The 23765-nt window shown below is 69.3% G+C and carries 21 protein-coding genes and 1 rRNA gene; 20 read left to right on the forward strand and 2 right to left on the reverse strand.

The window, feature by feature from the left end; genetic code table 11:
- Positions 1–9 precede the first annotated feature (9 nt).
- The 11 genes from rrf to ACM6LR_RS21880 all read left to right on the forward strand — a co-directional run bounded on the left by rrf (position 10) and on the right by ACM6LR_RS21880 (position 11446).
- A 5S ribosomal RNA gene (gene rrf / locus ACM6LR_RS21830) occupies positions 10–126 on the forward strand.
- Positions 127–290: 164 nt separating this feature from the next.
- The gene (locus ACM6LR_RS21835; protein WP_414944403.1) at positions 291–2261 is read left to right on the forward strand and encodes a hypothetical protein; all 1971 of its coding nucleotides are present in this window, start codon (positions 291–293) and stop codon (positions 2259–2261) included.
- On the forward strand, positions 2254–3243 hold the full coding sequence (locus ACM6LR_RS21840; RefSeq protein ID WP_414942237.1) for an HAD-IIA family hydrolase: 990 nt from the start codon (positions 2254–2256) through the stop codon (positions 3241–3243). Before ACM6LR_RS21835 ends, ACM6LR_RS21840 begins: the two co-directional genes overlap by 8 nt.
- 22 nt (positions 3244–3265) lie before the next feature.
- Positions 3266–3490, forward strand: a complete 225-nt coding sequence (locus ACM6LR_RS21845; protein WP_414944404.1) for a hypothetical protein — start codon at positions 3266–3268, stop codon at positions 3488–3490.
- Between the two features lie 4 nt (positions 3491–3494).
- Positions 3495–4310, forward strand: coding sequence for a TlyA family RNA methyltransferase (locus tag ACM6LR_RS21850; protein WP_414944405.1), 816 nt, complete (start codon positions 3495–3497; stop codon positions 4308–4310).
- On the forward strand, positions 4307–5218 hold the full coding sequence (locus ACM6LR_RS21855; protein WP_414942234.1) for an NAD kinase: 912 nt from the start codon (positions 4307–4309) through the stop codon (positions 5216–5218). The genes ACM6LR_RS21850 and ACM6LR_RS21855 overlap by 4 nt, the downstream gene beginning before the upstream one ends.
- Positions 5219–5322: 104 nt before the next feature.
- Positions 5323–7119 (forward strand): DNA repair protein RecN, encoded by a 1797-nt coding sequence (gene recN / locus ACM6LR_RS21860; protein ID WP_414942246.1) that lies wholly within the window; start codon positions 5323–5325, stop codon positions 7117–7119.
- A 298-nt stretch (positions 7120–7417) separates the two neighbouring features.
- Positions 7418–8602, forward strand: coding sequence for a putative cytokinetic ring protein SteA (steA, locus tag ACM6LR_RS21865; RefSeq protein WP_414942233.1), 1185 nt, complete (start codon positions 7418–7420; stop codon positions 8600–8602).
- The gene (locus ACM6LR_RS21870) at positions 8599–9546 is read left to right on the forward strand and encodes a copper transporter (protein WP_414942232.1); all 948 of its coding nucleotides are present in this window, start codon (positions 8599–8601) and stop codon (positions 9544–9546) included. Before steA ends, ACM6LR_RS21870 begins: the two co-directional genes overlap by 4 nt.
- A 272-nt stretch (positions 9547–9818) precedes the next feature.
- On the forward strand, positions 9819–10496 hold the full coding sequence (locus tag ACM6LR_RS21875; protein ID WP_414942231.1) for a GntR family transcriptional regulator: 678 nt from the start codon (positions 9819–9821) through the stop codon (positions 10494–10496).
- 23 nt (positions 10497–10519) lie between these two features.
- Positions 10520–11446, forward strand: a complete 927-nt coding sequence (locus ACM6LR_RS21880; RefSeq protein WP_414942230.1) for an aminoglycoside phosphotransferase family protein — start codon at positions 10520–10522, stop codon at positions 11444–11446.
- Here ACM6LR_RS21880 and aroA read toward each other — a convergent pair.
- On the reverse strand, positions 11443–12729 hold the full coding sequence (aroA, locus tag ACM6LR_RS21885; RefSeq protein WP_414942229.1) for a 3-phosphoshikimate 1-carboxyvinyltransferase: 1287 nt from the start codon (positions 12727–12729) through the stop codon (positions 11443–11445). The genes ACM6LR_RS21880 and aroA overlap by 4 nt on opposite strands.
- A gap of 88 nt (positions 12730–12817) precedes the next feature.
- Between aroA and ACM6LR_RS21890 the strand changes: the two genes are divergently transcribed.
- From ACM6LR_RS21890 to ACM6LR_RS21930, 9 genes are all read left to right on the forward strand, one after another.
- A complete protein-coding gene (locus tag ACM6LR_RS21890; RefSeq protein ID WP_414942228.1) occupies positions 12818–14518 on the forward strand; it encodes a CTP synthase in 1701 nt (566 codons plus the stop codon).
- Positions 14515–15141, forward strand: a complete 627-nt coding sequence (locus ACM6LR_RS21895) for an NUDIX domain-containing protein (protein WP_414942227.1) — start codon at positions 14515–14517, stop codon at positions 15139–15141. Before ACM6LR_RS21890 ends, ACM6LR_RS21895 begins: the two co-directional genes overlap by 4 nt.
- 361 nt (positions 15142–15502) lie before the next feature.
- Positions 15503–16405 carry a site-specific tyrosine recombinase XerD gene (gene xerD, locus ACM6LR_RS21900; RefSeq protein ID WP_414942245.1) on the forward strand — a complete coding sequence of 301 codons (903 nt, stop codon included), beginning with the start codon at positions 15503–15505 and terminating at the stop codon, positions 16403–16405.
- Between the two features lie 91 nt (positions 16406–16496).
- A complete protein-coding gene (locus ACM6LR_RS21905; RefSeq protein ID WP_414944406.1) occupies positions 16497–17513 on the forward strand; it encodes a ParA family protein in 1017 nt (338 codons plus the stop codon).
- Positions 17510–17935: a cobyrinic acid a,c-diamide synthase gene (locus ACM6LR_RS21910; protein ID WP_414942225.1), complete on the forward strand. Its 426-nt coding sequence runs from the start codon at positions 17510–17512 to the stop codon at positions 17933–17935. Before ACM6LR_RS21905 ends, ACM6LR_RS21910 begins: the two co-directional genes overlap by 4 nt.
- On the forward strand, positions 17935–18870 hold the full coding sequence (locus tag ACM6LR_RS21915; protein ID WP_414942224.1) for a segregation and condensation protein A: 936 nt from the start codon (positions 17935–17937) through the stop codon (positions 18868–18870). Before ACM6LR_RS21910 ends, ACM6LR_RS21915 begins: the two co-directional genes overlap by 1 nt.
- On the forward strand, positions 18867–19643 hold the full coding sequence (scpB, locus tag ACM6LR_RS21920; protein WP_414942223.1) for an SMC-Scp complex subunit ScpB: 777 nt from the start codon (positions 18867–18869) through the stop codon (positions 19641–19643). The genes ACM6LR_RS21915 and scpB overlap by 4 nt, the downstream gene beginning before the upstream one ends.
- Positions 19633–20385, forward strand: coding sequence for a pseudouridine synthase (locus ACM6LR_RS21925; protein ID WP_414942222.1), 753 nt, complete (start codon positions 19633–19635; stop codon positions 20383–20385). Before scpB ends, ACM6LR_RS21925 begins: the two co-directional genes overlap by 11 nt.
- A 147-nt stretch (positions 20386–20532) precedes the next feature.
- Entirely contained in the window at positions 20533–22401 is a 1869-nt protein-coding gene (locus ACM6LR_RS21930) for a Xaa-Pro dipeptidyl-peptidase (protein ID WP_414944495.1), read from the forward strand.
- 167 nt (positions 22402–22568) lie between these two features.
- Here the strand turns inward: ACM6LR_RS21930 and ACM6LR_RS21935 are convergent, their stop codons facing one another.
- Positions 22569–23765: a cation:proton antiporter gene (locus tag ACM6LR_RS21935; RefSeq protein ID WP_414942221.1), complete on the reverse strand. Its 1197-nt coding sequence runs from the start codon at positions 23763–23765 to the stop codon at positions 22569–22571.

Consider the following 23765-nt stretch of genomic DNA (forward strand, 5'->3'; position numbering starts at 1 on the left):
TCACAGTGTTTCGGTGGTTATAGCGTCAGGGAAACGCCCGGTCCCATTCCGAACCCGGAAGCTAAGCCTGACAGCGCCGATGGTACTGCAACCGAAGGGTTGTGGGAGAGTAGGACACCGCCGGACTAACTTCAGGACAGGGTCCTGACCAGGGTCGAGAACCTCTGACAGGTTCTCCCCGGTCAGGGCCCTGTCTCTTTTCATGTCCGAGGACGGACTACAGTGGTCCGTTGGCGCGCCCAGAGGGTGTCGCCGGTATCGAAACTTTTTCAATAGTGGCAGGAGGCCAGGTGTCCGAGTTCGGTCGACGTGACTCAGATGATGGCGCGTCCGGCCGGTCGGGCCGCCGGGACGAGAGTCCCCGCGGAGGCCGGTCTGACGCGCAGCGAGGTGACCGGCGTGGTTCCGCCGGCGGCAGCCAGGACCGGGGCGGTCGCGATGGCGGCTACCAGGGCCGCCCGCGCCGTGACGACCGCGGTGCCCGCGGTACGAGCAGCTATCCCGGCAAGCCCGCGCGCAGTGGAGACGGTCCCCGTGACCAGCGCTCCGGCGGCAGTCGGTTCGCGGGCCAGGGGCGTGACGAGAACCGCCCGCGCTACAACAACGACGATCGTCGCGGCCCTGGTGCCGGCGACCGTCGTGACGACCGGTCCGGTAGCCGCGACAACGACCGTCGTGGCGGCTACCGCGGCGGCGACAACCGCAGTGACAACCGCGGCGGCGATCGCGGTGGTTACCGGTCGGACAACCGTGGCGGTGACAACCGGGGCAGTGACCGCGGTGGGTACCGTTCCGACAATCGCGACAATCGCGACAGCAGGGACAACCGCGGCGGAGACCGTGGGGGTTACCGCGGCGGCGACAACCGCGGCGACAATCGTGGCAGTGACCGCGGTGGTTTTCGGTCCGACAACCGCAGCAGTGAGAGCCGGGGTGGCGACCGCGGCGGTTACCGCTCTTCCGACAGCCGTCCCGAGCGTCGCTACGACAACCGTTCCGACAATCGCTCGGAGAGCCGTTCGGACAACCGTTCCGAAGGCCGGTACGAGAAGCGCTCCGACAGCCGGCCGGCCCGTTCCGGCTACGGCTCGGACAACCGCGGCCGTTCCGACGACCGCCCGTCCGGCAACCGCTACGAAGGGCGCCCCCAGGGCAAGTCGTACGGCGACCGTGACAACCGGGGTGGCAGCGACGACCGTCGTCCGTCCTACCGCGACCGTGACGACCGCGGTGGTTCACGTTCCGGTGGCTACAACAGCGACCGCCGTGACGACAATCGCCCCTCCTCGGGGGACCGTCGTCCCAGCGGCGGTGGCTACGAGCGCAAGTCCTACGGCGACCGCGACAACCGTGACAACCGCGGCGGCGGCTACCGTCCCTCCGGCGACCGGCCCGACCGCAGGCCTTCCTCCGACCGCCCGGAGAAGCGCTACGACGACAAGCGCGGCGACTCCCGTGGCGACGAAGGCCGGTTCGAGCGCAAGCGCGACGACCGTCCCCAGCGTGACCGTTCCGAGGGCCGCAAAGACTTCCGCTCCACGCCTCGCACCGACGACAGGCCCGTCGACGACGAGACCATGGCGCGCGAGCTGCTGTCGGCTCCGGAACTGCCTGAGGGCATCGAGTTCTCCGAACTCGACGAAGAGGTCCGCCGTGAACTCCGCACCCTGCCCAAGGCGCTCGCGGAAACCGTCGGCAAGCACCTCGTCGCTGCGGGCGGTCTGATCGACGAAGACCCCGAAGCCGCGATGGAGCACGCCAAGTACGCGAAGGCCAAGGCGTCGCGTGTCCCGATCGTCCGTGAGGCGCTCGGCCTGGTGGCCTACCACGCGGGCAACTGGTCGGAAGCCCTGTCCGAGCTGCGGGCCGTCCGCCGGATGACCCGGTCCGACGAGCACATCGCCATCATCGCGGACGCCGAGCGCGCCATCGGCCGCCCGGAGCGGGCGCTCGACCTCGCGAAGGAGGTCGACAAGGAGCGTCTCGGCAAGGCGACCCAGGTCGAACTCTCGATCGTCGCCGCCGGCGCGCGCCGTGACCTCGGTCAGCTGGACGCGGCCGTCGTCTCCCTGCAGGGCGACGACCTCAAGGCGGAGAAGCGCGACCCGTGGAGCGCCCGGCTGTTCTACGCCTACGCCGACAACCTCGCCGCCGCCGACCGCAAGGACGAAGCGATCCGCTGGTTCCTGAACGCGGCAGAGGCCGACGAGGAGGACGAGACCGACGCCGCCGAGCGCGCCGCGGAGCTCACGAATGGCTGACGCCCTGTCGGCCGGGTACGACGCGGTCCTGTTCGACCTCGACGGCACGGTCTATCACGGCAGCAAAGTGGTCCCGGGTGCTCCGGAAGCACTCCGGGCGCTCCGGGACCACGGCACCGCCGTCCGGTGGGTCACGAACAACGCCTCCAAGGCACCCGCGGAGGTCTGCGCGCATCTGGAGGCACTCGGACTCCCCGCCACCCCGGACGAGGTTCACACGAGCTCTCAGGCCGCCGCCGCCCTGCTGGGTGAGCGGCTGCCCCAGGGCGCCGTCGTGCTCGTCGTGGGCACGGAGTCCCTGTCCGCCCAGATCGAATCGGTGGGGCTGCGCACGGTCCGGGAAGCCGGTCCGGACGTGGCGGCAGTGGTGCAGGGTCACTCTCCGGAGAACACTTGGGCCGCCCTCGCGGAGGCGTGTCTCGCCATCCGCGCGGGCGCCTTGTGGGTGGCGACCAACGTCGACGCGACCCTGCCGACCGAACGTGGTCTGCTGCCGGGCAACGGGTCGATGGCCGCCGCCCTGCGCCACGCGACCGGCGCCGAACCGCTGGTGGCGGGCAAACCGGCACCGCTGCTGTTCACGACGGCGGCGAAGGACGCCGGCGCGGAACGCGCCCTGGTCGTCGGTGACCGGCTGGACACCGACATCGAAGGCGCGGTCGCGGCCGGGATCGACGCGCTCTGCGTCCTGACCGGTGTCGCCGACGCGGCCTCCCTGCTCAAGGCGAGGCCGGAGGAGCGTCCGCGCTACCTCGCGTACGACCTGTCCGGTCTGAGTGACCGTGCGGATCTGCTCGAGGTCGGCCCGAAGGACGGCTGGCGTGTCACCGCACAGGGTGACGTGCTCGAGGCCGAGGGTGAAGGTGACTCGTTGGACCTGTTGCGCGCGTTGTGCGCGGTGGCCTGGGAGTCGGGGATCACCGAGGTCCGTGGTGTGGGCGACACCGCCCGCGCCGCGCTCGGCGAGCTGCGCCTCGCCTGACCAGCGCTGCTAACTTGGTGGGGTGCAAGACCACTTCCAACCCGTTCCGCGGCCCCCGGTGCCCGGCCCGCCGCCGGTACAGGCTGACCAGTTCGCCCAGCAGGACACGGACCCCCGTGCCGGGGTCGACGAGGCCGTCGCCGGTCTCGATGACCTCGCTTCGCTTCCGCTCTCGGAGCACGTCGAACGCTTCGAAGCCGTGCACACCGAGCTGACGGTGGCACTGTCCACCATCGACAAGGTCTGACCGCGTGCCCAAACGCGCCCGCCTGGACGCGGAGCTAGTCCGGCGGGGTCTGGCCCGCTCCCGCGAGCAGGCGTCCGCGCTGATCGCCGAGGGCAAGGTCAGCGTGCGCGGCATGGTGGCCACCAAACCCGCGACCGGCGTCGAGTCCGGTGCGCCGATCGTGGTGCGCGACGGCGACGATCCGGGCTGGGCCTCGCGCGGCGCGCACAAATTGCTCGGCGCGCTCGAAGCCTTCACCCCGCAAGGTCTTTCCACCGAAGGAAAGCGCTGCCTCGACGCGGGTGCCTCGACCGGTGGCTTCACCGACGTCCTGCTGCGCAACGGCGCCACCACGGTGATCGCCGCCGACGTCGGCCGTGGCCTGCTGGACTGGCGCCTGCGCACCGACGACCGCGTGGTCGTCCTCGACAAGACGAACGTCCGAAACCTGACCCCGGAAGACCTCGGCGGACCGGTCGATCTCGTGGTCGGGGACCTCTCGTTCATCTCGCTCAAACTCGTCCTGCCCGCGCTGGCCACCTGCGTGCGGGACGGCGCCGACCTGGTGCCGATGGTGAAACCCCAGTTCGAGGTCGGCAAGGACCGGCTCGGCAGCGGTGGCGTCGTCCGTGACCCGGAGCTGCGCGTCGAAACGGTGCTGGGCGTGCTCGCCGAGGCCGAGAAGCTGGACCTGAGCCTGCGCGGCGTCGTGGCGAGCCCGCTTCCCGGGCCTGCCGGGAACGTCGAATATTTCGTCTGGCTTACCCGCGGGGCGGGGGAGACCGTCGGCACCGACGCCGAACGGCTCGTCCGGACCGCAGTCCTGGAGGGACCCCAATGAGCGATCGCGAGGTGCTGCTCGTCGTGCACCCGGACCGGGACGCGACCCGGGACGCGGCACGCGAGGTTTCGGCCCGTTTCGCCAAGGCCGGTGTGCGGCTGCGGGTACTCGACGAGGACGTCCGGGAGATGCTCGAGGCGGACGGCGGGATCGGCGCGCCCTGCACGGTCATGGCACCGGAGCAGGATCCGGCCGCCGGGACCGAGTTGGTGTTCGTGCTCGGCGGCGACGGCACGCTGCTGCGGGCCACCGAACTGGCGAGGCCGAACGGTGTCCCGGTGCTCGGCGTGAACCTCGGCCGGGTCGGGTTCCTCGCCGAGGCCGATTCCGACAAGCTGGCCGACACCGTCCAGCGCGCCGTCGACGGCGACTACCAGGTCGAAGAGCGGATGACCGTCGACGTGGCGGTCACCGTCGACGGTGAGGAGACCGTCCACACCTGGGCGCTCAACGAGGCGAGTGTCGAGAAGAGCTCGCGGGAGCGGGTGCTGGACGCGCTCATCGAGGTCGACGGCAGGCCCGTGTCGTCCTTCGGCTGCGACGGTGTCCTGTGCGCCACTCCGACCGGCTCGACGGCTTACGCGTTCTCCGCGGGCGGACCGATCATCTGGCCGGACGTCCAGGCGCTGCTGGTGGTGCCGAGCAACGCGCACGCGATGTTCTCCCGGCCGCTGGTCGTCTCCCGCGACTCGGAGATCACCGTCGTCATCGATCCGGACGGCTCGCCTGCCGTCCTGACCTGCGACGGATCGCGGACCTTCGATCTTCCAGCCGGCGCGGCCGTGCGGGTCACCTGCGGCAAGGTGCCGGTGCGCCTGATCCGGCTGTGGGAAGGCCCGTTCACCGACCGGCTGGTGCACAAGTTCTCGTTGCCGATCAAGGGCTGGCGGGAGCGACACGCCCGCTGACGGATGAGATGAACGGGGCTTTCATCTCAAAATTCGCCATGAAAGTCCCGTTCATCTCATGGCGGGTGCGGGAACCGTCGGGGTGGGCCGCTACGGTGGGCGTCGTGCTGGCCGAGATGCGCATCCAGGGCCTCGGAGTCATCGAGGACGCCCTGCTGGAACTGCACGCGGGCTTCACCGTGGTCACTGGTGAGACGGGTGCGGGCAAGACGATGGTCGTCAGCGGGTTGCACCTGCTCTCCGGCGGCCGAGCCGAAGTGTCCAAGGTGCGAACAGGAATGCTGAAGGCCTTCGTGGAAGGCCGATTCGAGCTGGGCGGCGCCGAGGGCGCCACCCGGATCGTCACCGACGCCGGGGCGGAGGTCGACGAGGACGGCAGCGTCATCGCGCTGCGCGCGGTCTCGGTCGACGGCCGGTCACGGGCCCACCTCGGTGGCCGTTCGGTGCCGGTCGGTGTGCTGGCCGACCTGTCCGAGCAGCTGATCGCGGTGCACGGGCAGAACGATCAGCTGCGCCTGCTGCGGCCCGCCGAGCAGCGTGCGGTGATCGACCGGTTCGCCGGCGAGGCCGTCACCGAACCGCTGGAGCAGTACCGCGCGGTCCGCGGCGATTGGCTCGCTGTCGTCGCCGAACTGACCGAACGGTCCACGCGCTCCCGAGAGATGGCCCAGCAGGCCGACCTGTTGCGGCACGGTCTCGCCGAGATCGACGCCATCGCTCCGGAACCCGGCGAGGACACCGAGCTCACCGAGCAGATCAAACGGCTCGCCGCCGTCGACGAACTGCGTGCCGCGTCGAGTGCGGCGCATGCCGCCGTCGCCGGTTCGGCGGACGGTGACCCGGACGCTCCCGGTGCGCTGGGGCTCATCGGGGAGGCGACACGCCACCTGACCGGGTCCGAGGACGCCGTGCTGCGTGAACTCGGGCCACGGCTGGACGAAGCCTCGGTGCTGTTGTCCGAAGTAGGCACCGAGCTGGGCAGCTACCTCGAAACGCTCGACGCCGACCCCGCGCTGCTGGAGAAGGTCCTCGCGCGCCAGTCCGACTTGAAGCGGCTCACCCGCAAGTACGCGGCCGATGTGGACGGTGTGCTCGCCTGGGCCGACGACGCCCGTCGCCGGATGTCCACGATGGACACCTCCGAGGAGGCTCTGTCCGAACTGGCCACCCGCCGTGACGCACTCGCGGTGTCGCTCGCGGAACACGCTTTCCGCCTGTCGGAGGCGCGGGTCGAGGCCGCCGCCGAACTGGCCGAGGCGATCACCGCCGAGATGTCCGGGCTCGCCATGGGACAGGCGGAGATCGAGATCACCGTCGAGCGGCGCACCGTCGACGAGAGCGACACCCACGCGGTGAAGGTCGAAGGCAGGCTCGTGCACGCCGGGCCGGACGGCGTCGACGACGTCGAACTGCTGCTGCGCGCGCACAACGGCGCGCCGCCGCTCCCGGTGCACAAGGCCGCTTCCGGCGGTGAGCTTTCCCGCGTGATGCTGGCGATCGAGGTCGTTCTCGCGCACGCCGACACCGTGCAGACGCTGGTGTTCGACGAGGTCGACGCCGGGGTCGGCGGCCGCGCGGCGGTCGAGATCGGCAGGCGCCTCGCGCGGCTGGCGCGCAGTCACCAGGTCCTGGTGGTCACCCACCTGCCGCAGGTGGCCGCGTTCGCCGATCAGCATCTGGTGGTGGACAAGGGCACCAGCGGCGGAGTGACCCGCAGTGGCGTACGCGTGCTCGAACAATCCGAGCGCGTCGTCGAACTCGCGCGGATGCTCGCCGGAATGGAGAGCACCGAGACCGGCCGGGCGCACGCGGAGGAATTGCTCGCCGTCGCCGAGGCCGACAAGAGCGCGCCGGACAAGCCCAAGGCCCGCCGCGGCGGAAAGCGCAAGAAGGCGAAGTAACGGCTCCGCTCCTGCCACGGTCAGGTCGCCGCCGACAGCGTGAGATGAACGGGACTTTCATCGCAAAATTTGCGATGAAAGTCCCGTTCATCTCATCCGGACCAGGGGAGCGCTCGGACCGAGTAGTCACAGGGAGTGGCCGCCCACCGGGCCTGCCGCCAGCCTGAATTACGTTCCGAAACCAGGTCAACCCCTTCGTGGGACAGCCGACGTGGCGCGACCGGGTGTGGGTTAATCGGCGTGTTTTCTTCGGCGTGGCGGACGCAGAAGGCCGCGCGGATTTGTCACTATCGGTCGCATGAAGCTCACCGGCTTGCTCACTCGTAACCAAGAAACCCTCCCCGGGATCACCGGCGTCGCCAGGGTCGACAGGCGTACGCGTGAACTTCTTCGCCGGCTGAGCCCGGGCGACATCGTCGTCCTCGACCAGCTCGATCTCGACCGGTCGACGGCCGATGCCTTGGTGGAGGCCGACGTCGCGGCGGTGGTGAACGCTTCGCCGTCGATCTCCGGCCGGTTCCCCAACTTGGGCCCGGAGATCCTGCTCGAGGCCGGGATCCCCCTTGTCGATTCGATCGGCGGCGAACTGCTGCGCAAGGTGAAGGACGGCACCAAACTCCGCCTGCACGAGGGCATCGTCTACATCGGTGAGCGGCAGCTCGGATCGGGGATCCAGCAGACGCGCGAAAGCGTCGCGGACCAGATGATCGAGGCCAAGGCCGGGATGTCCACCCAGCTGGAGGCGTTCTCCGCGAACACGATCGAATTCCTCCGACGGGAACGCAGTCTCATTCTCGACGGCGTCGGGGTACCGGAGATCCGGGTTCCGTTGAAGGACCGGCACGCCCTCGTGGTCGCGGGCGGCAACGGGCACGCCGAAGACCTCAAGAAGTTGAAGAAGTACATTTCCGAGCACCGTCCGGTGCTGATCGGCGTCGACGCCGGGGCCGACACCCTGCGAGCGCAGGGGTACCAGCCGGACGTCATCGTCGGCGACCCGCACGGGATCGGCGCGGAAACGCTGCGCAGCGGCGGCGAGGTCGTGGTCCCGGCGCAGCCGGACGGGCACGCGCCGGGCGTCGAGCGGATCCAGGACCTCGGGATCGGCGCGGTGACCTTCCCCGCCACGGGTAACGCCGAGGATCTGGCGCTGCTGCTGGCGGACGCGCACGAGGCCAGCCTCGTGGTCACCGTCGGTTTCCAGGCGACGCTGCGGGAATTCCTCGACCACGGGCGGTCCGGGTCGAACCCGTCGACATTCCTCACCAGGCTCAAGCTCGGCACGAAACTGGTCGACGGCAAGGCGGTCGCGACCCTGCACCGCAGTCGTGTGTCGATCGGCGCCATTGTCCTGCTGGTACTGGCGACTCTGGTTGCCGTCGCGGCCGCGCTGCTCGTCTCCGACGTGGGTTCGGTCTATCTCGACTGGATCCGCGACACCTGGAACTCGTTCATCGCCTGGGGCAAGGGACTTTTCACGTGATTTCACTGCGGTACCACATCGTTTCCATCGCCGCCTGCTTCCTGGCGCTCGCCATCGGGGTGGTGCTCGGGTCCACGGCGCTGAACGGTTCGCTGCTGTCCGGTCTCGCCGGGCAGAAGGAGGACCTGGGCTCCCAGGTCGCGGATCTCGAGGCACAGCGCAATTCGCTGAACGCCCGGCTCAGTGACGCGGACTCGTTCGCCGGGGCGATGGGACCGAAAGTCGTCGCCGGTCAGCTGGACAAGCGTTCGGTGGTGCTGGTGACCACGGAGGACGCGAAGCCCGCGGACCGCGACGCGCTCAAGCAGCTTGTGGGGCAGTCCGGTGCCGCCGTCACCGGTGAGATCCAGCTGACCGAGGCGTTCTCCGACCCGATGCGGTCCGATCAGCTGCGCGACGTCGTGACACGCCTGCAGCCCGCCGGTGTCCAGTTCCCGACCGCGGGCGACCCTGGCACCCTCGCCGGTGCTTTGCTCGGCTCCGTGGCGTTGCTGAACAAGGACAACGCACAGCCGCAGTCCACACCGGTGGAACTGGCGGCCGCGCTCGGCGGGCTCACCGACGGCGGTTTTCTCAAGGCGGGCCAGGACGTCAAGCCCGCACAGCTCGCGATCGTGCTCACCGGCTCCAAGTACACCGGCGACGGCGCCGGTGACCGTGCTTCGACCGTCGCGCGTTTCGCCGCACAGCTCGACCGCTCCGGCGCGGGTACGGTGCTGGCAGGCGACGCGGGGTCCGCCGACGGCACCGGCGCGATCGGCGTCGTCCGCGCCGACACCTCGGCGACCTCGATCTTGTCCACTGTGGACAACGCGGAGACCTCGGCGGGCCGGGTCACCACGATCATGGCGCTGCGCGAGCAGCTCGAAGGCGGCGCCGGACGCTACGGCATCGCGGGCAACGCCCAGGCTCCCGCCCCCGGTATCGCCGCCGCGGGCAACTGACCCCCCCTCGCGATTAGTCCTCTAGTTGCGGTACTTGCACGCGCATCTACCGCAACCAGAGGACTAATTGCGGGGCCGCGAGCACCGGTGCCTGCGCGAGCCACAGCGCGATGAAACAGATAGAGCCGAGTGCGTGCAGGCCCAGGAAACCGACCGCTGACAAGCGATGGGCGATTTGGTATCCCAAATATCATCACGAGGTGACCCGTCGTCAAGGTTCTGCCGATAGACTCGGTTACGAGCTGTTACGGCTGTGTCGAGAAGGAGGTCGGGTGGCCGAGGACGGACCGCGCCAGCCGCTGGCCGCGACCCGGCAACGGGTCCGGGACGAGCTGCGTGAACGGATCCTCACCGGGCGGTTGAAGCCGGGAGACCGGCTCGTCGAACGCGAACTCGCCGAGGACCTCGGTGTCTCACGGGTCCCGGTGCGCGAGGCCATCCGCAGCCTGGAGGCCGAAGGTTTCCTCACCGTCCAGTCGCCTCGGCGCATCGTCGTGCGGCAGCTGGCCAGGGCCGACGTCGAGGAGCTGTTCGACGTCCGGGAAGCCCTGGAAGGCCTCGCCGCGGGGCTGGCCGCCGAGAGGGCGGACAAACCGGGACTCCGTGCGCTCGAACGCCTGCTCGCGGAAGCCGCGCGTGCCACCGAAAGCGGTGATCCGGCCCGGATCACCCTGCTCAACACCCGCTTCCACGACGAGATCGTCGCGCTGGCGGGCAACGGGCTCCTGCACGAGATCCTCCGCCCGCTCGAGGGCAGGCTGCGCTGGCTCACCAGCCAGAACGAGCACTGGGGCGAGCTGCTCGACGAGCACCGTCGCCTCTACGACGCGATCGCTTCGGGCGACGCGGACCAAGCGCGGACCCACGCCGTCGAGCATGTGCAGGTGAACCGGGAGGTCACGCTGAAGGCGCTGTTCCCCGAAGATGACGGAGAACGCTCCGCCGGGTGAACCGGACATGTCAGACTCGCGACATGATCACCGACGAACAACGGGCCGCCCGCACCGCGCGGGCGGTGGCCGCCGCGGTCGCCGCGGGACGAGACCTCGGCATCACCGTCACCGAACCCGAGGTCCTCTACGACGTTTTCTCCGTCATCGTGCGGCTGGCGCCTTCGCCCGTGGTCGTGCGCGTGCCGACCGTGCTGCCGCGCACGACCACCCTGGAGACACAACAAGCTGACCAGCGGCGCGAACTCGCCGTCGCGAGCTGGCTCGCCGGGCAGGGGCTCCCGGTCGTCGCGCCAAGTCCGCTCGTGCCGGCGGAACCCGTGCAGCACGACGGTTTCTCGATGACGTTCTGGGAGTACATCGAGTTCGTCGAGGACGCGAACCTCAGTGTGGAGCACTCGGCCAAGCTCGTGGCGAAGCTGCACGCGGCGCTCCGTGAATACCCGGGTGAGCTGGAGTTCCTGAACGGACTCGATCCGTTCGTCCCCGACGCTCTCGCCCAGCTCGAAGACCGGCCGGATCTGCTCGCCCCCGCCGACCTCGACCGCGCCCGTCGCGAATGGGACGTGTTCCGGCCGATGCTCGAATCGGAGGAGGCGTTCGCCGAGGCTTTCCCCGGTGTCACCGTCCAGCCGATCCACGGCGACTCGCCGGGCTACAACCTGATCGTCACCACCGAAGGCGACCTTTACGCCGACTTCGAACTCGTCAACCGCGGCCCGATCGAGCGCGACCTCACCTTCAACGGCCCCGAGGGCATCGAGGCGTACAACGCCGCCGCCGAAGAAGCAGGGCTGCGCAAGGTCGACGAAGGCGTATTGCGGACGCTGGAGGCCGTGGGCCTGCTGCAGGTGGTCGCCTGCCTGGCGATGGCACCGGAGCTGCCGATGCTCGTCGACGGCCTCAAGCCGATGATCGACCAGTGGCGCGAGACGCCGTTCCCCGGTTAGCCGAGCATTGCGGTCCAGGCTTCGGCGAATCCGGGGTAGGTCTTCCCGACCGTCCCCGGGTTCTCCACCTCGACGCCTTCGACCTTCAGCCCCAGCACCGCGGCCGCCATCACGAGCCGGTGGTCGTCGTAGGTGTGGAACTTCCCGCCGTGCAGCGGCGCCGGCGTGATCCGCAGCCCGTCTTCGGTCTCGCGGACGTCGGCGCCGAGCGACGACAGTTCGGTGGCGAGCGCGGTCAGCCGGTCGGTCTCGTGGCCGCGCAGATGCGCCACCCCGGAGATGACCGACGGGCCTTCGGCGAAGCACAGCAGCGCGGCGATCACCGGCGTGAGTTCGCCGACCTCGTGCAGGTCCAGTTCGACGCCGGGGATCGTGCCGTCGCCGGTGACCGTCAGGCCGCCCGTGTCGAGTTCGGCGGTCCCGCCGAGGACGGGCACCAGGCTGCGAAGCCAGTCGCCGGGCTGGGTCGTCTGCCGCGGCCAGCCCGCGATCCGCGCCGTGCCGCCGGTCGCGAGCGCCGCGGCGACGAACGGGGCGGCCGTCGAGAGATCCGGCTCGACGATGTACTCGGGGCAGGAAAGCCGTGTCGGGGCGACGTGGAATTCGGCTCCCTCACGGTCCACAGTGGCGCCGAAGCGGCGCAGCATCTCCACGGTCATCGCGATATGCGGTTCGCTGGGCACCGCGCCGCCGACCAGGCGCACGGTGACGCCCTGCTGGAACGACGGTCCCGCGAGCAGCAGCGCGGACAGGAACTGGCTCGACGCCGAGGCGTCCAGATCGACCTTGCCGCCCCGCAAGCCACCTTCGCCGTGGACGGTGAACGGCGGCGCGTCACGACGGTCGTCGTCGATGCGGGCGCCGAGGCCACGCAACGCCTTCAACAGCGGCCCGATGGGACGGCGCCGGAGAGCCTCGTCCCCGTCGAACAGCGCCGGGCCGGTGCCCAGCGCGGCGAGCGCGGGGGTGAACCGGGCGACCGTTCCCGCGTTGCCGAGTTCCACCCGGACGGTCTCGTCGGGATGGACGCGGCCGGGGCCGAGCGGATGCACGAGATAGCCGCCGATGCTGCCCTGCGAGTGGGCGCCCAGTGCGTAGATCGCGCCGAGCATCAGCCGCGCGTCCCGCGAGTCGAGCGGGGCCCGCACCCGCGTCGGCGCGCTGGCGAGCGCGGCGAGGACATAGGCCCGGTTGGTGATCGACTTCGAGCCGGGAACGCGGATGTCCGCGTCGAGCGGGCCTTCCGCGACCGGTGCGGTCCAGGTGTCGTGCGCGTCTGTCACGTCGCGAGGGTAGCGGTTTTCCACTCCATCGGACGCTTGCGGCGTGGCCGGTGAGCGCTCCGGCGGGCGTGGGATAAGGTGGAAGCCCGTGGGACTTCAGTCGCGGGCTACCAAGTATGTCTTTGTCACCGGAGGCGTTGCCTCCTCTCTGGGTAAGGGACTCACGGCTTCCAGCCTGGGTCAGCTCCTTACCGCACGTGGGCTCCGGGTCACGATGCAGAAGCTGGATCCGTACCTCAACGTCGATCCAGGCACGATGAACCCGTTCCAGCACGGTGAGGTGTTCGTCACCGACGACGGCGCCGAAACCGATCTGGACATCGGGCACTACGAGCGTTTTCTCGACCGGGCTCTCGACGGCAAGGCCAACGTCACCACCGGGCAGGTCTACTCCGAGGTCATCGCCAAGGAGCGCCGTGGTGAGTACCTCGGCGACACCGTGCAGGTCATCCCGCACATCACCGACGAGATCAAGTCCAGGATCACCGCCGCGGCGGCCGCGGACGAGGACGGGAACAGCCCGGACGTCGTGATCACCGAGGTCGGGGGCACCGTCGGCGACATCGAGTCGCTGCCGTTCCTGGAGGCCTGCCGTCAGGTCCGCCACGACGTCGGCCGTGATCAGTGCTTCTTCCTCCACGTCTCGCTGGTGCCTTACCTCGCGCCGTCGGGCGAGTTGAAGACCAAGCCGACCCAGCACTCGGTCGCCGCGCTGCGCAACATCGGCATCCAGCCCGACGCGCTCGTCTGCCGCGCCGACCGGGAGCTGCCGGAGGACCTCAAGCGCAAGATCGGCTTGATGTGCGACGTCGACACCGAGGCCGTCATCGCCTGCCCCGACGCCCCGTCGATCTACGACATCCCGAAGGTGCTGCACCGTGAGGCGCTCGACGCCTACGTGGTGCGTCGTCTCGGGCTGCCGTTCCGCGACGTCGACTGGACGGTGTGGGGCGACCTGCTCGACCGCGTCCACAACCCGTCGGAGACGGTGCGGGTCGCGCTCGTCGGCAAGTACATCGACCTGCCGGACGCCTATCTGTCGGTGACCGAGGCGCTGCGCGCGGGCGGGTTCGCTCATCGCGCCAAGGTCCAGATCTCGTGGGTCCCCTCGGACTCCTGCGAGACCCCGGCCGGTGCCGCGGCCGCGCTGTCCGATGTGGACGGTGTGCTGGTGCCGGGCGGGTTCGGCGTGCGCGGGATCGAGGGCAAGGTCGGCGCGATCGCCTACGCCCGCACCCACGGGCTGCCGCTGCTGGGCCTGTGCCTCGGCCTGCAGTGCATGGTGATCGACGCGGCGAGGAACCTGGCCGGGATCGAGGACGCGAACTCGGCCGAGTTCGACGACGCGAGCGCGAACCCGGTCATCTCGACGATGGCCGACCAGCGCGACGTCGTCGCGGGCGAGCGCGACATGGGCGGCACGATGCGGCTCGGCGCCTACATCGCCAAGCTCAAGCCGGGCTCGCAGGTCGCGAAGGCGTACGGCAGCACCGAGGTCTCCGAGCGGCATCGTCACCGCTACGAGGTCAACAACGCCTACCGCAAGCGCCTTTCCGAAGCCGGTCTGGTGTTCTCGGGCACGTCGCCCGACGACCACCTCGTCGAGTTCGTGGAGCTGCCGGCCGACAAGCACCCGTTCTTCGTCGGCACCCAGGCGCACCCGGAGCTCAAGAGCCGCCCGACCCGCCCGCATCCGCTGTTCAGCGCGTTCGTGAAGGCCGTCGTGGACCGCAAGGTCGCCGAGCGGCTCCCGGTCGAGCTGGCCGAGACCCCCGCGGCCACCCGGTGACCGAGCCAGGCAAGCACGAGTTCACCGTGGCGTCCACAAGGGACGTCCACATCGGACGGGTCGTCGGTCTGCGGGTCGACGAGGTCGTGATGCCCGGCGGTGGCACCGCGCGCCGCGAGGTCGTGGAGCACCTCGGCGCGGTCGCCGTCGTCGCACTGGACGCCGACGGGGCGGTCACGCTCATCCACCAGTACCGCCACCCGGTCGGGCGGCGGCTGTGGGAACTGCCCGCCGGCCTGATCGACAAGGCGGGGGAGGACCCCGTCGGCGCGGCGAAACGCGAGCTGGTCGAGGAGGTCGGGCTCAGCGCCGAGCGCTGGGAGACCCTCGTCGACGTCGCGGCGTCGCCAGGGTTCACCGACGAGGTCGTGCGCGTCTACCTCGCCAGGGAACTGTCCGAAGTGGACAGGGAGATCCTCGGCGAGGAGGAGGCCGACCTCGTCACGGCGAAGTTCCCGCTCGCCGAGGCGGTCCGGATGGCGCTGGCCGGAGAGCTGGTGAACGGGGCGACCGTCGGCGGCGTGCTGGCCGCGCACGCGGTGCTCACGGGCGCTGCCGCGACGCGGCCGTCGGACGCGCCTTGGGAGGATCGGCCGACGAAGTTCGCTTCGCGCGGTCTCTGAAACTCGTGAGTGGTAGGGACGGTTGTAACCGTCCCTACCACTCACGACCACCCCGACCGAAGCGCGGCCGTCTCCGGTGTCGCGAAAGCCACTTTCGCGACACCGGAGACGGCCGACAGTAGGTATCCAAGACACCCTTGGCTCTATCCGTCCTTACCACTCACGAGGCAGTAGTCCTGTCGACCAACAGCTGGGTATCTCGGCTGCGCGCGGGCAGGCCCCGGAAGAGCGGAGGTCCTCCGAAGACCTGCCCACAACGTATCCCGTTTCACACCTGCGACGCGGTACGCGCGGCGAACCCCCGAACGGGCCGCGGTCGTCCTAGAGTGTCCGTGTGTCACGGGCCGCCGGAGTCGCCCAGGTGGTCGCCGCTTACCTCGACCATCTGGTGGTCGAGCGCGGAACCGCGAGGAACACCCTCGACAGCTACTCCCGAGATCTGCGCCGGTACACCGCGTACCTCGGCGGCGCCGAGGTCGAGCGATTCGCCGACGTCACCCCCGCGCACGTGACCTCGTTCGGCGCGGCGCTGCGCGAAGGCGACGAAGAGCATCGGCCACTGGCCGCGTCCTCGGCGGCTCGTGCGCTTGTCGCGGTGCGGGGGCTGCACAAGTTCGCGCACGCCGACGGCATCACCGAAAACAACCCGGCCCGCGAGGTTCGGCCGCCCGCCGCGGCGAAGCGGCTGCCCAAGGCGTTGCCGGTGCACGATGTGCTGAGACTCCTGGAAACCCCGCCACCGGAAGGGGAACGGCCGCTGCGGGACCGGGCGCTGCTGGAACTGCTGTACTCCACCGGCGCGCGGATTTCCGAAGCCGTCGGGCTCGATGTCGACGACATCGACGACACCGAACGGACCGTGCTGCTCGACGGGAAGGGCGGCAAACAGCGGATCGTTCCGATCGGCCGTCCCGCACTCGAAGCGGTGCACGGTTACCTCGTCCGCGCGCGGCCGGCGCTCGCCACACACGGCAGGGGGACACCGGCGATGTTCCTGAACGCCCGCGGCTCCAGGCTTTCCCGGCAGAGCGCGTGGCAGGTTCTCAAGGACACGGCGGAATCCGCGGGCATCAAGGCGGGCGTCTCCCCGCACACGCTGCGCCATTCCTTCGCCACGCATCTGCTCGAAGGCGGCGCCGACGTCCGCGTCGTGCAGGAACTGCTCGGCCACGCTTCGGTGACCACCACCCAGGTGTACACCCTGGTCACGGTCAACACGCTCCGCGAGGTCTACGCGACAGCACACCCCCGCGCGCTCGGCTAATCGACCCTGTCGGCACGGCGAGCCTCTTTGGCTCGATTCGCGAATCGCGCATAGGCTGCCGAGGATCCTGCCGAAGAGGAGCTTTCGCGTTATGTCGACACCGAACGAGCCGGCGAAGCCGTCCGCGTCCGCCGGTTCGGCCGCGGCGGGCCTCAGCCAGGTGACCATCGCAACCCCCGCCGAACACGACGGCGACGAACCGTCGGAGGACACGATCTCTTCCCGCGGCCGCAAGGCCAAGCGCGCCAAAGAAACCAAACAGCAAGAACGCGAGAAGGACGGCATCGGCCCGACCGGCCGTCCGTACCGCGAGATCCCCGAACCGCCGCCGCTGGAACGGCACGGCCCGGCACTGGTGATGGCCATGTGCAACCAGAAGGGCGGCGTCGGCAAGACCACCTCGACCATCAACCTCGGTGCGGCGCTCGCCGAATGCGGCCGCCGCGTGCTGCTGGTCGACTTCGATCCACAGGGCGCGCTTTCGGTAGGCCTCGGCATCCAGCCGCACGAGCTGGACCAGACGGTCTACAACGTCATCATGGAGCGCTCGGTCAGCATCACCGACGTCATCCGGAAGACCCGGGTGGACGGCGTCGACCTGCTGCCGAGCAACATCGACCTGTCCGCGGCCGAGGTCCAGTTGGTCGCAGAGGTAGGGCGCGAACACACTTTGTTACGGGTCCTTCGTCCGGTCATGAACGACTACGACTATGTTCTTGTCGACTGCCAGCCCTCGCTAGGCCTGCTTACGGTGAACGCACTGACCGCCGCGGACGGTGTGATCATCCCGCTGGAGTGCGAGTTCTTCAGTCTGCGAGGCGTAGCGCTCCTGATCGACACCATCGAGAAGGTGCAGGAACGCCTCAACCCCAAACTGGACATCACCGGGATTCTCGCCACCATGTACGACCCGAGAACCCTGCACTCGAAGGAGGTCATGGCGAGAGTGGTGGAGGCATTCGGCGACATCGTGTTCGACACGGTGATCAACCGCACCGTGCGGTTCCCCGAGACGACTGTCGCGGGCGAGCCGATCACGACCTGGGCCCCCAAATCAGCCGGCGCGGCGGCCTACCGCGCGCTGGCCCGTGAGGTGATAGCCCGGTGAGCAGGCGAGCTTCCCTGCCCGGAGCGTCCGAGCTGTTCAGGATCACCTCCAGCCCGGCCCTCGATCTCCCGCCCGCGCCCGAGCAGCCCGCCCCCTCGACGGGGAACGGCAACGGGCACGACACGGAGAACGAGGCGGGACAGGGGCACAAGGAACAGCTGACCCGTGCCGCGCGCAGTGGTTCCGGGCGGACCAAACACGACGCGAAGATCACCGTCTACGTCTCCGGCGACGAACTGCTGGCGATGGAGCAGGCCAGGCTGAACCTCCGGGCGAAGCACGGGCTCGTGCTCGACCGCGGCAGGCTGGTCCGCGAGGCGGTGGCCGTCCTGCTGGCCGATTTCGACGCGGGCGGTGAAGAGTCGGTACTCGTCCAGCGATTGCGGGCGGGCACCGAGGACGGGAAAGAGACCGAGAATTGATGGACGACCCGGCCGAGGCTGCTCCAAGCGGCCCAGAGCCGGTCGAGCGGACAGAGGCAGACGAGACCCCCGCCGTGCACGAAACCGTGCACGGCGGGATGGTCCCCGAAGGACTGGCCAATGAAGAGCTGAGCACGTCCAGGTTCAAGGTGAACCTGGCGAACTTCCAGGGCCCCTTCGATCTGCTGCTCCAGCTGATCTCGCAGCACCAGCTCGACGTCACCGAAGTCGCGCTGCACCGGGTCACGGACGATTTCATCGCCTACACCCGCGCGCTCGGCACGGAATGGAACCTCGACGAGACGACCGAGTTCCTGGTCATCGCGGCCACCCTGCTCGACCTCAAGGCCGCGCGACTGCTGCCCGCCGCCGAGGTGGAGAGCGAAGACGACCTCGCCCTGCTCGAAGCACGGGACCTGCTGTTCGCGCGCGTGCTGCAGTACCGGGCGTACAAGCAGGTCGCGGCACTGTTCGGCGAGCTGGAGGCCGGCGCGCTGCGCCGGTACCCGCGGTCGGTCGCGCTCGAAGACCGGTTCATGGGTCTGCTGCCCGAGGTGATGCTCGGCGTCGACCCGGCGAAGTTCGCCGAGATCGCGGTCGCGGTCTTCAAACCGAAGCCGCCGCCGACGGTGTCGATCGCGCACATCCACATGGGCCGGGTTTCGGTGCGCGAACACGCCGCGCTGCTGCGGCTCAAACTCGCGGAACGGGGCGAAGCGACCTTCAGCGAACTCATCGAGGATTGCGAGCACACCGTCGAGATCGTGGCGCGGTTCCTCGCGCTGCTGGAGCTGTACCGCGAAGCGACGGTCCAGTTCGAGCAGCTGGAGGCGCTCGCAGAACTGCACGTGCGCTGGACCGGCGGGTCCGTGGCGGAGGCGTCGGTGGCGGCCGAACAGGATCTGGCCGTCGTCGAGGACGAGGAGTACGGGTGAGCCCGGAGAACACCGAAGAGACCGAGAAGACCGAAGAGACCCCGGCCGAGACCAGTGACGGGCCGAAGGCTCCCATCGCCGAGTCTGATGAGGTGAAGGACGCTTTCGTCGCATCTGATGAGGGGAAAGTCCCCTTCAGCTCCCCGGAGCTTGAGGCGGAGACCGGGGCCACGCCGGAGCCGCCCGCCGACGAACGGCTCGTCGCGGCAGGCGACGGGGACTACCCCGACGTCACCTCCGACGAAGCGCTCGAAGCCTCGCTCGAGGCGCTGCTGCTGGTCGTGGACTCGCCGATCAACGAGGAATCGCTTGCCGACACCGTCGGGCAGCCCGAGTCACGGGTGACCGTCGCGCTGCGCACGATGGCGCAGAAGTTCACCGACCGGGCCAGCGGAATCGACCTGCGCCGAGTGGGTGAAGGGTGGCGGTTCTACACTAGGGACGTCTATGCCCCGTTCGTGGAGAAGCTTCTGCTCGACGGCCAGCGTTCCAAGCTGACGCGAGCCGCACTGGAGAGCCTCGCCGTGATCGCCTACCGGCAGCCGGTGACCAGGGCCAGGGTCGCCGCCGTCCGAGGTGTGAACGTGGACGGGGTGATCAGGACGCTGCTGGCACGCGGCCTGATCGAGGAGATGGGGACCGACCCCGAAACCACTGGCACGCTGTACGTGACGACCGAGCTGTTCCTGGAGCGACTGGGGCTGTCGTCCCTGGCCGACCTTCCCCCGATCGCTCCTTTGCTACCCGAAGTGGACACCATCGATGACATCTGACCCGCATCCCGACGGCATTCGGCTGCAGAAGGTCCTTTCGCAGGCAGGCGTCGCCTCGCGGCGCGCGGCCGAGGACCTGATCGTGCGCGGTCGCGTGAGCGTGGACGGCAAGGTGGTCACCGAACTCGGCCGCCGGGTCGATCCGGACAACTCCGTGATCCACGTCGACGGCACCCGCGTCCAGGTCCGTGATGATCTCGTCTATCTCGTACTGAACAAGCCCAAGGGCGTGCACAGCACGATGAGCGACGACCGCGGCCGCCCGTGCGTCGGCGACTACCTGCGCGGCCGGTTCGAGGAGACACCCGGCATCGTGCACGTCGGCAGGCTCGACGAGAACACCGAAGGCCTCCTGCTGATGACCAACGACGGCGACCTCGGCCACCGGCTGATGCACCCGTCGTTCCAGGTGCTGAAGACCTACTTCGCCGAGGTCGAGGGCATCGTCCCGCGTGGGCTCGGCAAGGAACTGCGGGCGGGCTTCGAGCTGCCGGACGGCATCGTCAAGGTCGACCAGTTCCGGGTCAAGGACATGCTGGCCGGGCGGACCCAGATCGAACTGGTCATTCACGAGGGTCGCAAGCACATCGTGCGGCGGCTGATGGCGGCCACCGGGCACCCGGTGCGCAAACTGGTCCGGACCGCGCTCGGCGACGTCCAGCTCGGTGCTCAGCGGTCGGGTTCGGTCCGGCGGCTCAACCGCGGCGAGGTCGGTTCGCTCTACCGCGCCGTCGATCTGTAAGCCCGGACCCCGCCCCGCCACCACCCTCAACGGACAGGCTGCGCCTGACTGTAAGACTTTCCGCTCTACTGCGCGGGTAAGCATCGCGTTTAGCTCTTCCTGACGGGCTTTCAGCCGACGGGGAAGGGCTCAACCGTGAAAACAGTTGTGCTGGCAGGGATTTTGGCGGTCGCCGCGGCCGTGGTCGTGGTGCCGCAGGCCGCCGCCAAACCGCGGGGCAGCGAACCGGTCTACGATTTCGCCCAGGCCGTCCGCGAGACGGCCTGGGTGGACATCGGGCTCGACGGTGACGGAGACGGCCGCTCGGACCGGGTGGCCGCCGACATCATCCGCCCGAAGGAACCGGCGGCGCAGGGCAAGAAGGTCCCGGTCATCATGGACGCGAGCCCGTACTACTCGTGCTGCGGGCGGGGCAACGAGAGCGAACTCAAGACCTACGACCCGGCGGGCAGGCCGGTCGGGTTCCCGCTCTACTACGACAACTTCTTCGTCCCTCGCGGGTATGCCGTGGTCCTGGTGGATCTGGCCGGTACCAACAAATCCCGCGGTTGCACCGACGTCGGCGGGCCTTCGGACGTCAACTCGGCGCGCAAGGTCGTCGACTGGCTGAACGGCCGTGCCAACGGCTACCTGACGGCGACCGGATCCGCCAAGACGCACGCGACGTGGTCGACCGGCGCGGTCGGCATGATCGGGAAGTCCTACGACGGCACGATCGCCAACGGTGTCGCCGCGACCGGCGTCGACGGGCTCAAGACCATCGTGCCGATCGGCGCGATCAGCTCCTGGTACGACTACTACCGTTCCGACGGCGCGAGCCTGCGCCAGGGCAGCCCGGCCGGGCTGGCGCAGACGGTCTCCCAGCGCAACGGCGGCCAGAACTGCAGCGCCGCGAACCGGAAGCTCACCGAGGGCGCGACGGCGAACGGCGACTACAACTCGTTCTGGCTCGACCGCGACCACATGCAGAGCGCCTCGAAGGTGAGGGCCAGCGTGCTCGCTTCGCACGGCCTGGGCGACCTCAACGTCAAGACGATCAACTTCGGGCAGTGGTGGGAAGCGCTGAAGGTCGAGCGCAAGGTGTGGCTGACGCAGGCCGGTCACGTCGACCCGTTCGACTACCGGCGCTCGGCGTGGGTCGACACCCTGCACAAGTGGTTCGACCACTACCTGCTCGGCGTCGACAACGGCATCGAGAAGACGCCGGGTGCGAGCGTGGAACGGGCTCCGGACGTCTGGGTGGACCAGGCGGCTTGGCCGGCGGGCAGCGCGGTGACCCTGCGCCCCGCGTCCGGCGGCACTCCGGGCGTCGGCACGCTCGGCACGACCGCCGGGACGGGCACAGCTTCGTTCACGGACTCCTCCGGCCAGACGTCGAACGGCTGGGCGGCACGACCGACGGAGACCTCCGGCGGGCGCGTGCTGTTCAGCACCGGCGCTCTCGCGAAGGATTTCCACGTCTCCGGGACGGCGAAGGTGACCGTGACCGCGACGCCGTCGACGTCCACCGCGCGGCTCTCGGCGATCCTGGTGGACTACGGCCCGGCGACCATCCGGAACTACACCGGGCCGAAGGAAGGCATCAAGAACGAGATGACGCAGTCGTGCTGGGGATCGAGCGCTTCCGGCAACGACGCCTGCTACCTGAACACGAGCACCGACGCGGTTTCGGTCGGGTTGAACATCATCAGCCGCGGCTGGGCCGACCTGGCCAACCACCGTTCGCTGAGCCAGGAATCACCGCTGACGCCGGGGCAGCCGTACACCATGACGTTCCGGCTGGCGAGTACGGATCACGTTGTCCCGCAAGGACATCAGCTCGCGCTGATCATCGGCGGGACGGACGGATCGTTCATCGGCGGGCCGTCACGGTACCCGAAGATCACGGTGGACCTGGGTAAGACGTCGCTCGCTCTGCCGGTCGCGGGCTCGGGTCCGTCGGCTGTTCCGGCCGCGCTTCCGGCGGCTCCGGTCCAGATCGCTCCGGCCACCCTTTCGGGGCTTGAGCGCGGCTAGTGTCGCGTGATCCTGCTTGCTTGACGTTGGGTTTCGTTCCTCGGACGGCGATCTCGCGTGATCAGACGGCTATTACGCGTGATTGGGCGGCGATCTCCGGAGATCGCCGTCTGATCACGGGTAAGACCTGCAGGATCACGCGACACTAGGGAACACGTGAGAGAGATTCAGCTCGTCTGGGAGGCGGGGCTCTTCGAGCCGAAGGGACGGCGCTGCAGAGCGCGGGCCACCGGTTCGACGATCCGCGCGGCTGTCGGGCCGAGGATCGCCATCAGGAGCACGTAGGCCGTCGCGAGGGCCGCCAGTTCGGCGGTCACCGCTCCCGCCGCCACCGCCAGCCCGGCGATGACGATCGAGAACTCGCCTCGGGCGACCAGCGCGGCCCCGGCTCTCGCCCGGCCCATCTTCCCGATGCCCTGCCTCCACGCGGCCCACCAGCCGGTGCCCACCTTCGTGAGCGTGGTCGCCACCGCCAGCACGACCGCCCAGCCGAGCACGGGCGGGATCGACGCGGGGTTCGTGTTGAGGCCGAACACGACGAAGAACACGGCGGCGAAGAGATCCCGCAGTGGTTCCAGCATATGCGTCGCGTTCTCCGCCGTGGAACCCGAGATCGCGATGCCGAGCAGGAACGCGCCGACCGCGGCCGACACCTGCATCGCCGAGGCGAGTCCCGCGACCAGCAGTGCCGCGCCGAGGACCTTGAGCAGGAACACCTCGCGGTCCGGGCTGTCCACCGCCGCGGAGACGTACCGGCCGAACTTCAGCGCGATCACCAGGACGACCGTGATCACCATCAGCGAGATCCCGACCGCCTTCATGCCGCCGAGGAAGCTCACACCGCCGAGCACCGCGGTGAGGATCGGCAGGTAAAGCGCCATCACCAGGTCTTCGAACACCAGGATCGACAACACCACCGGCGTTTCCCGGTTACCGAGCCGCCCGAGGTCGCCGAGCACCTTCGCGATGATCCCGGACGACGAGATGTAGGTGACGCCCGCCAGCACGATCGCGCCGATCGGCCCCCAGCCGAGGATGAGTGCCACGATCGCACCCGGCGCGGCGTTGAGCACGATGTCGACGAGCCCCGCCATCCACGAGCGTTTCAGCCCGGTGAACAGTTCGGCCGCCGAGTACTCCAGGCCCAGCAGCAGAAGCAGGAGGACGACGCCGATCTCGCTGGCGAGGTGGGTGAAGTCACCGATGTCGCCGAGCGGGATCAGCCCGCCCTGTCCGAAACACAGGCCACCGATCAGGTACAGCGGGATCGGGGACATTCCGATCTTCCCCGCGAGGCGCCCCAACACGCCCAGCCCGAAGAAGACCGCCCCGAGTTCGATCAAGGACAGTGCGGTGTGATCCAT

The sequence above is a fragment of the Amycolatopsis sp. cmx-11-32 genome (assembly GCF_047608695.1).
In the GTDB taxonomy this organism is placed as follows: domain Bacteria; phylum Actinomycetota; class Actinomycetes; order Mycobacteriales; family Pseudonocardiaceae; genus Amycolatopsis.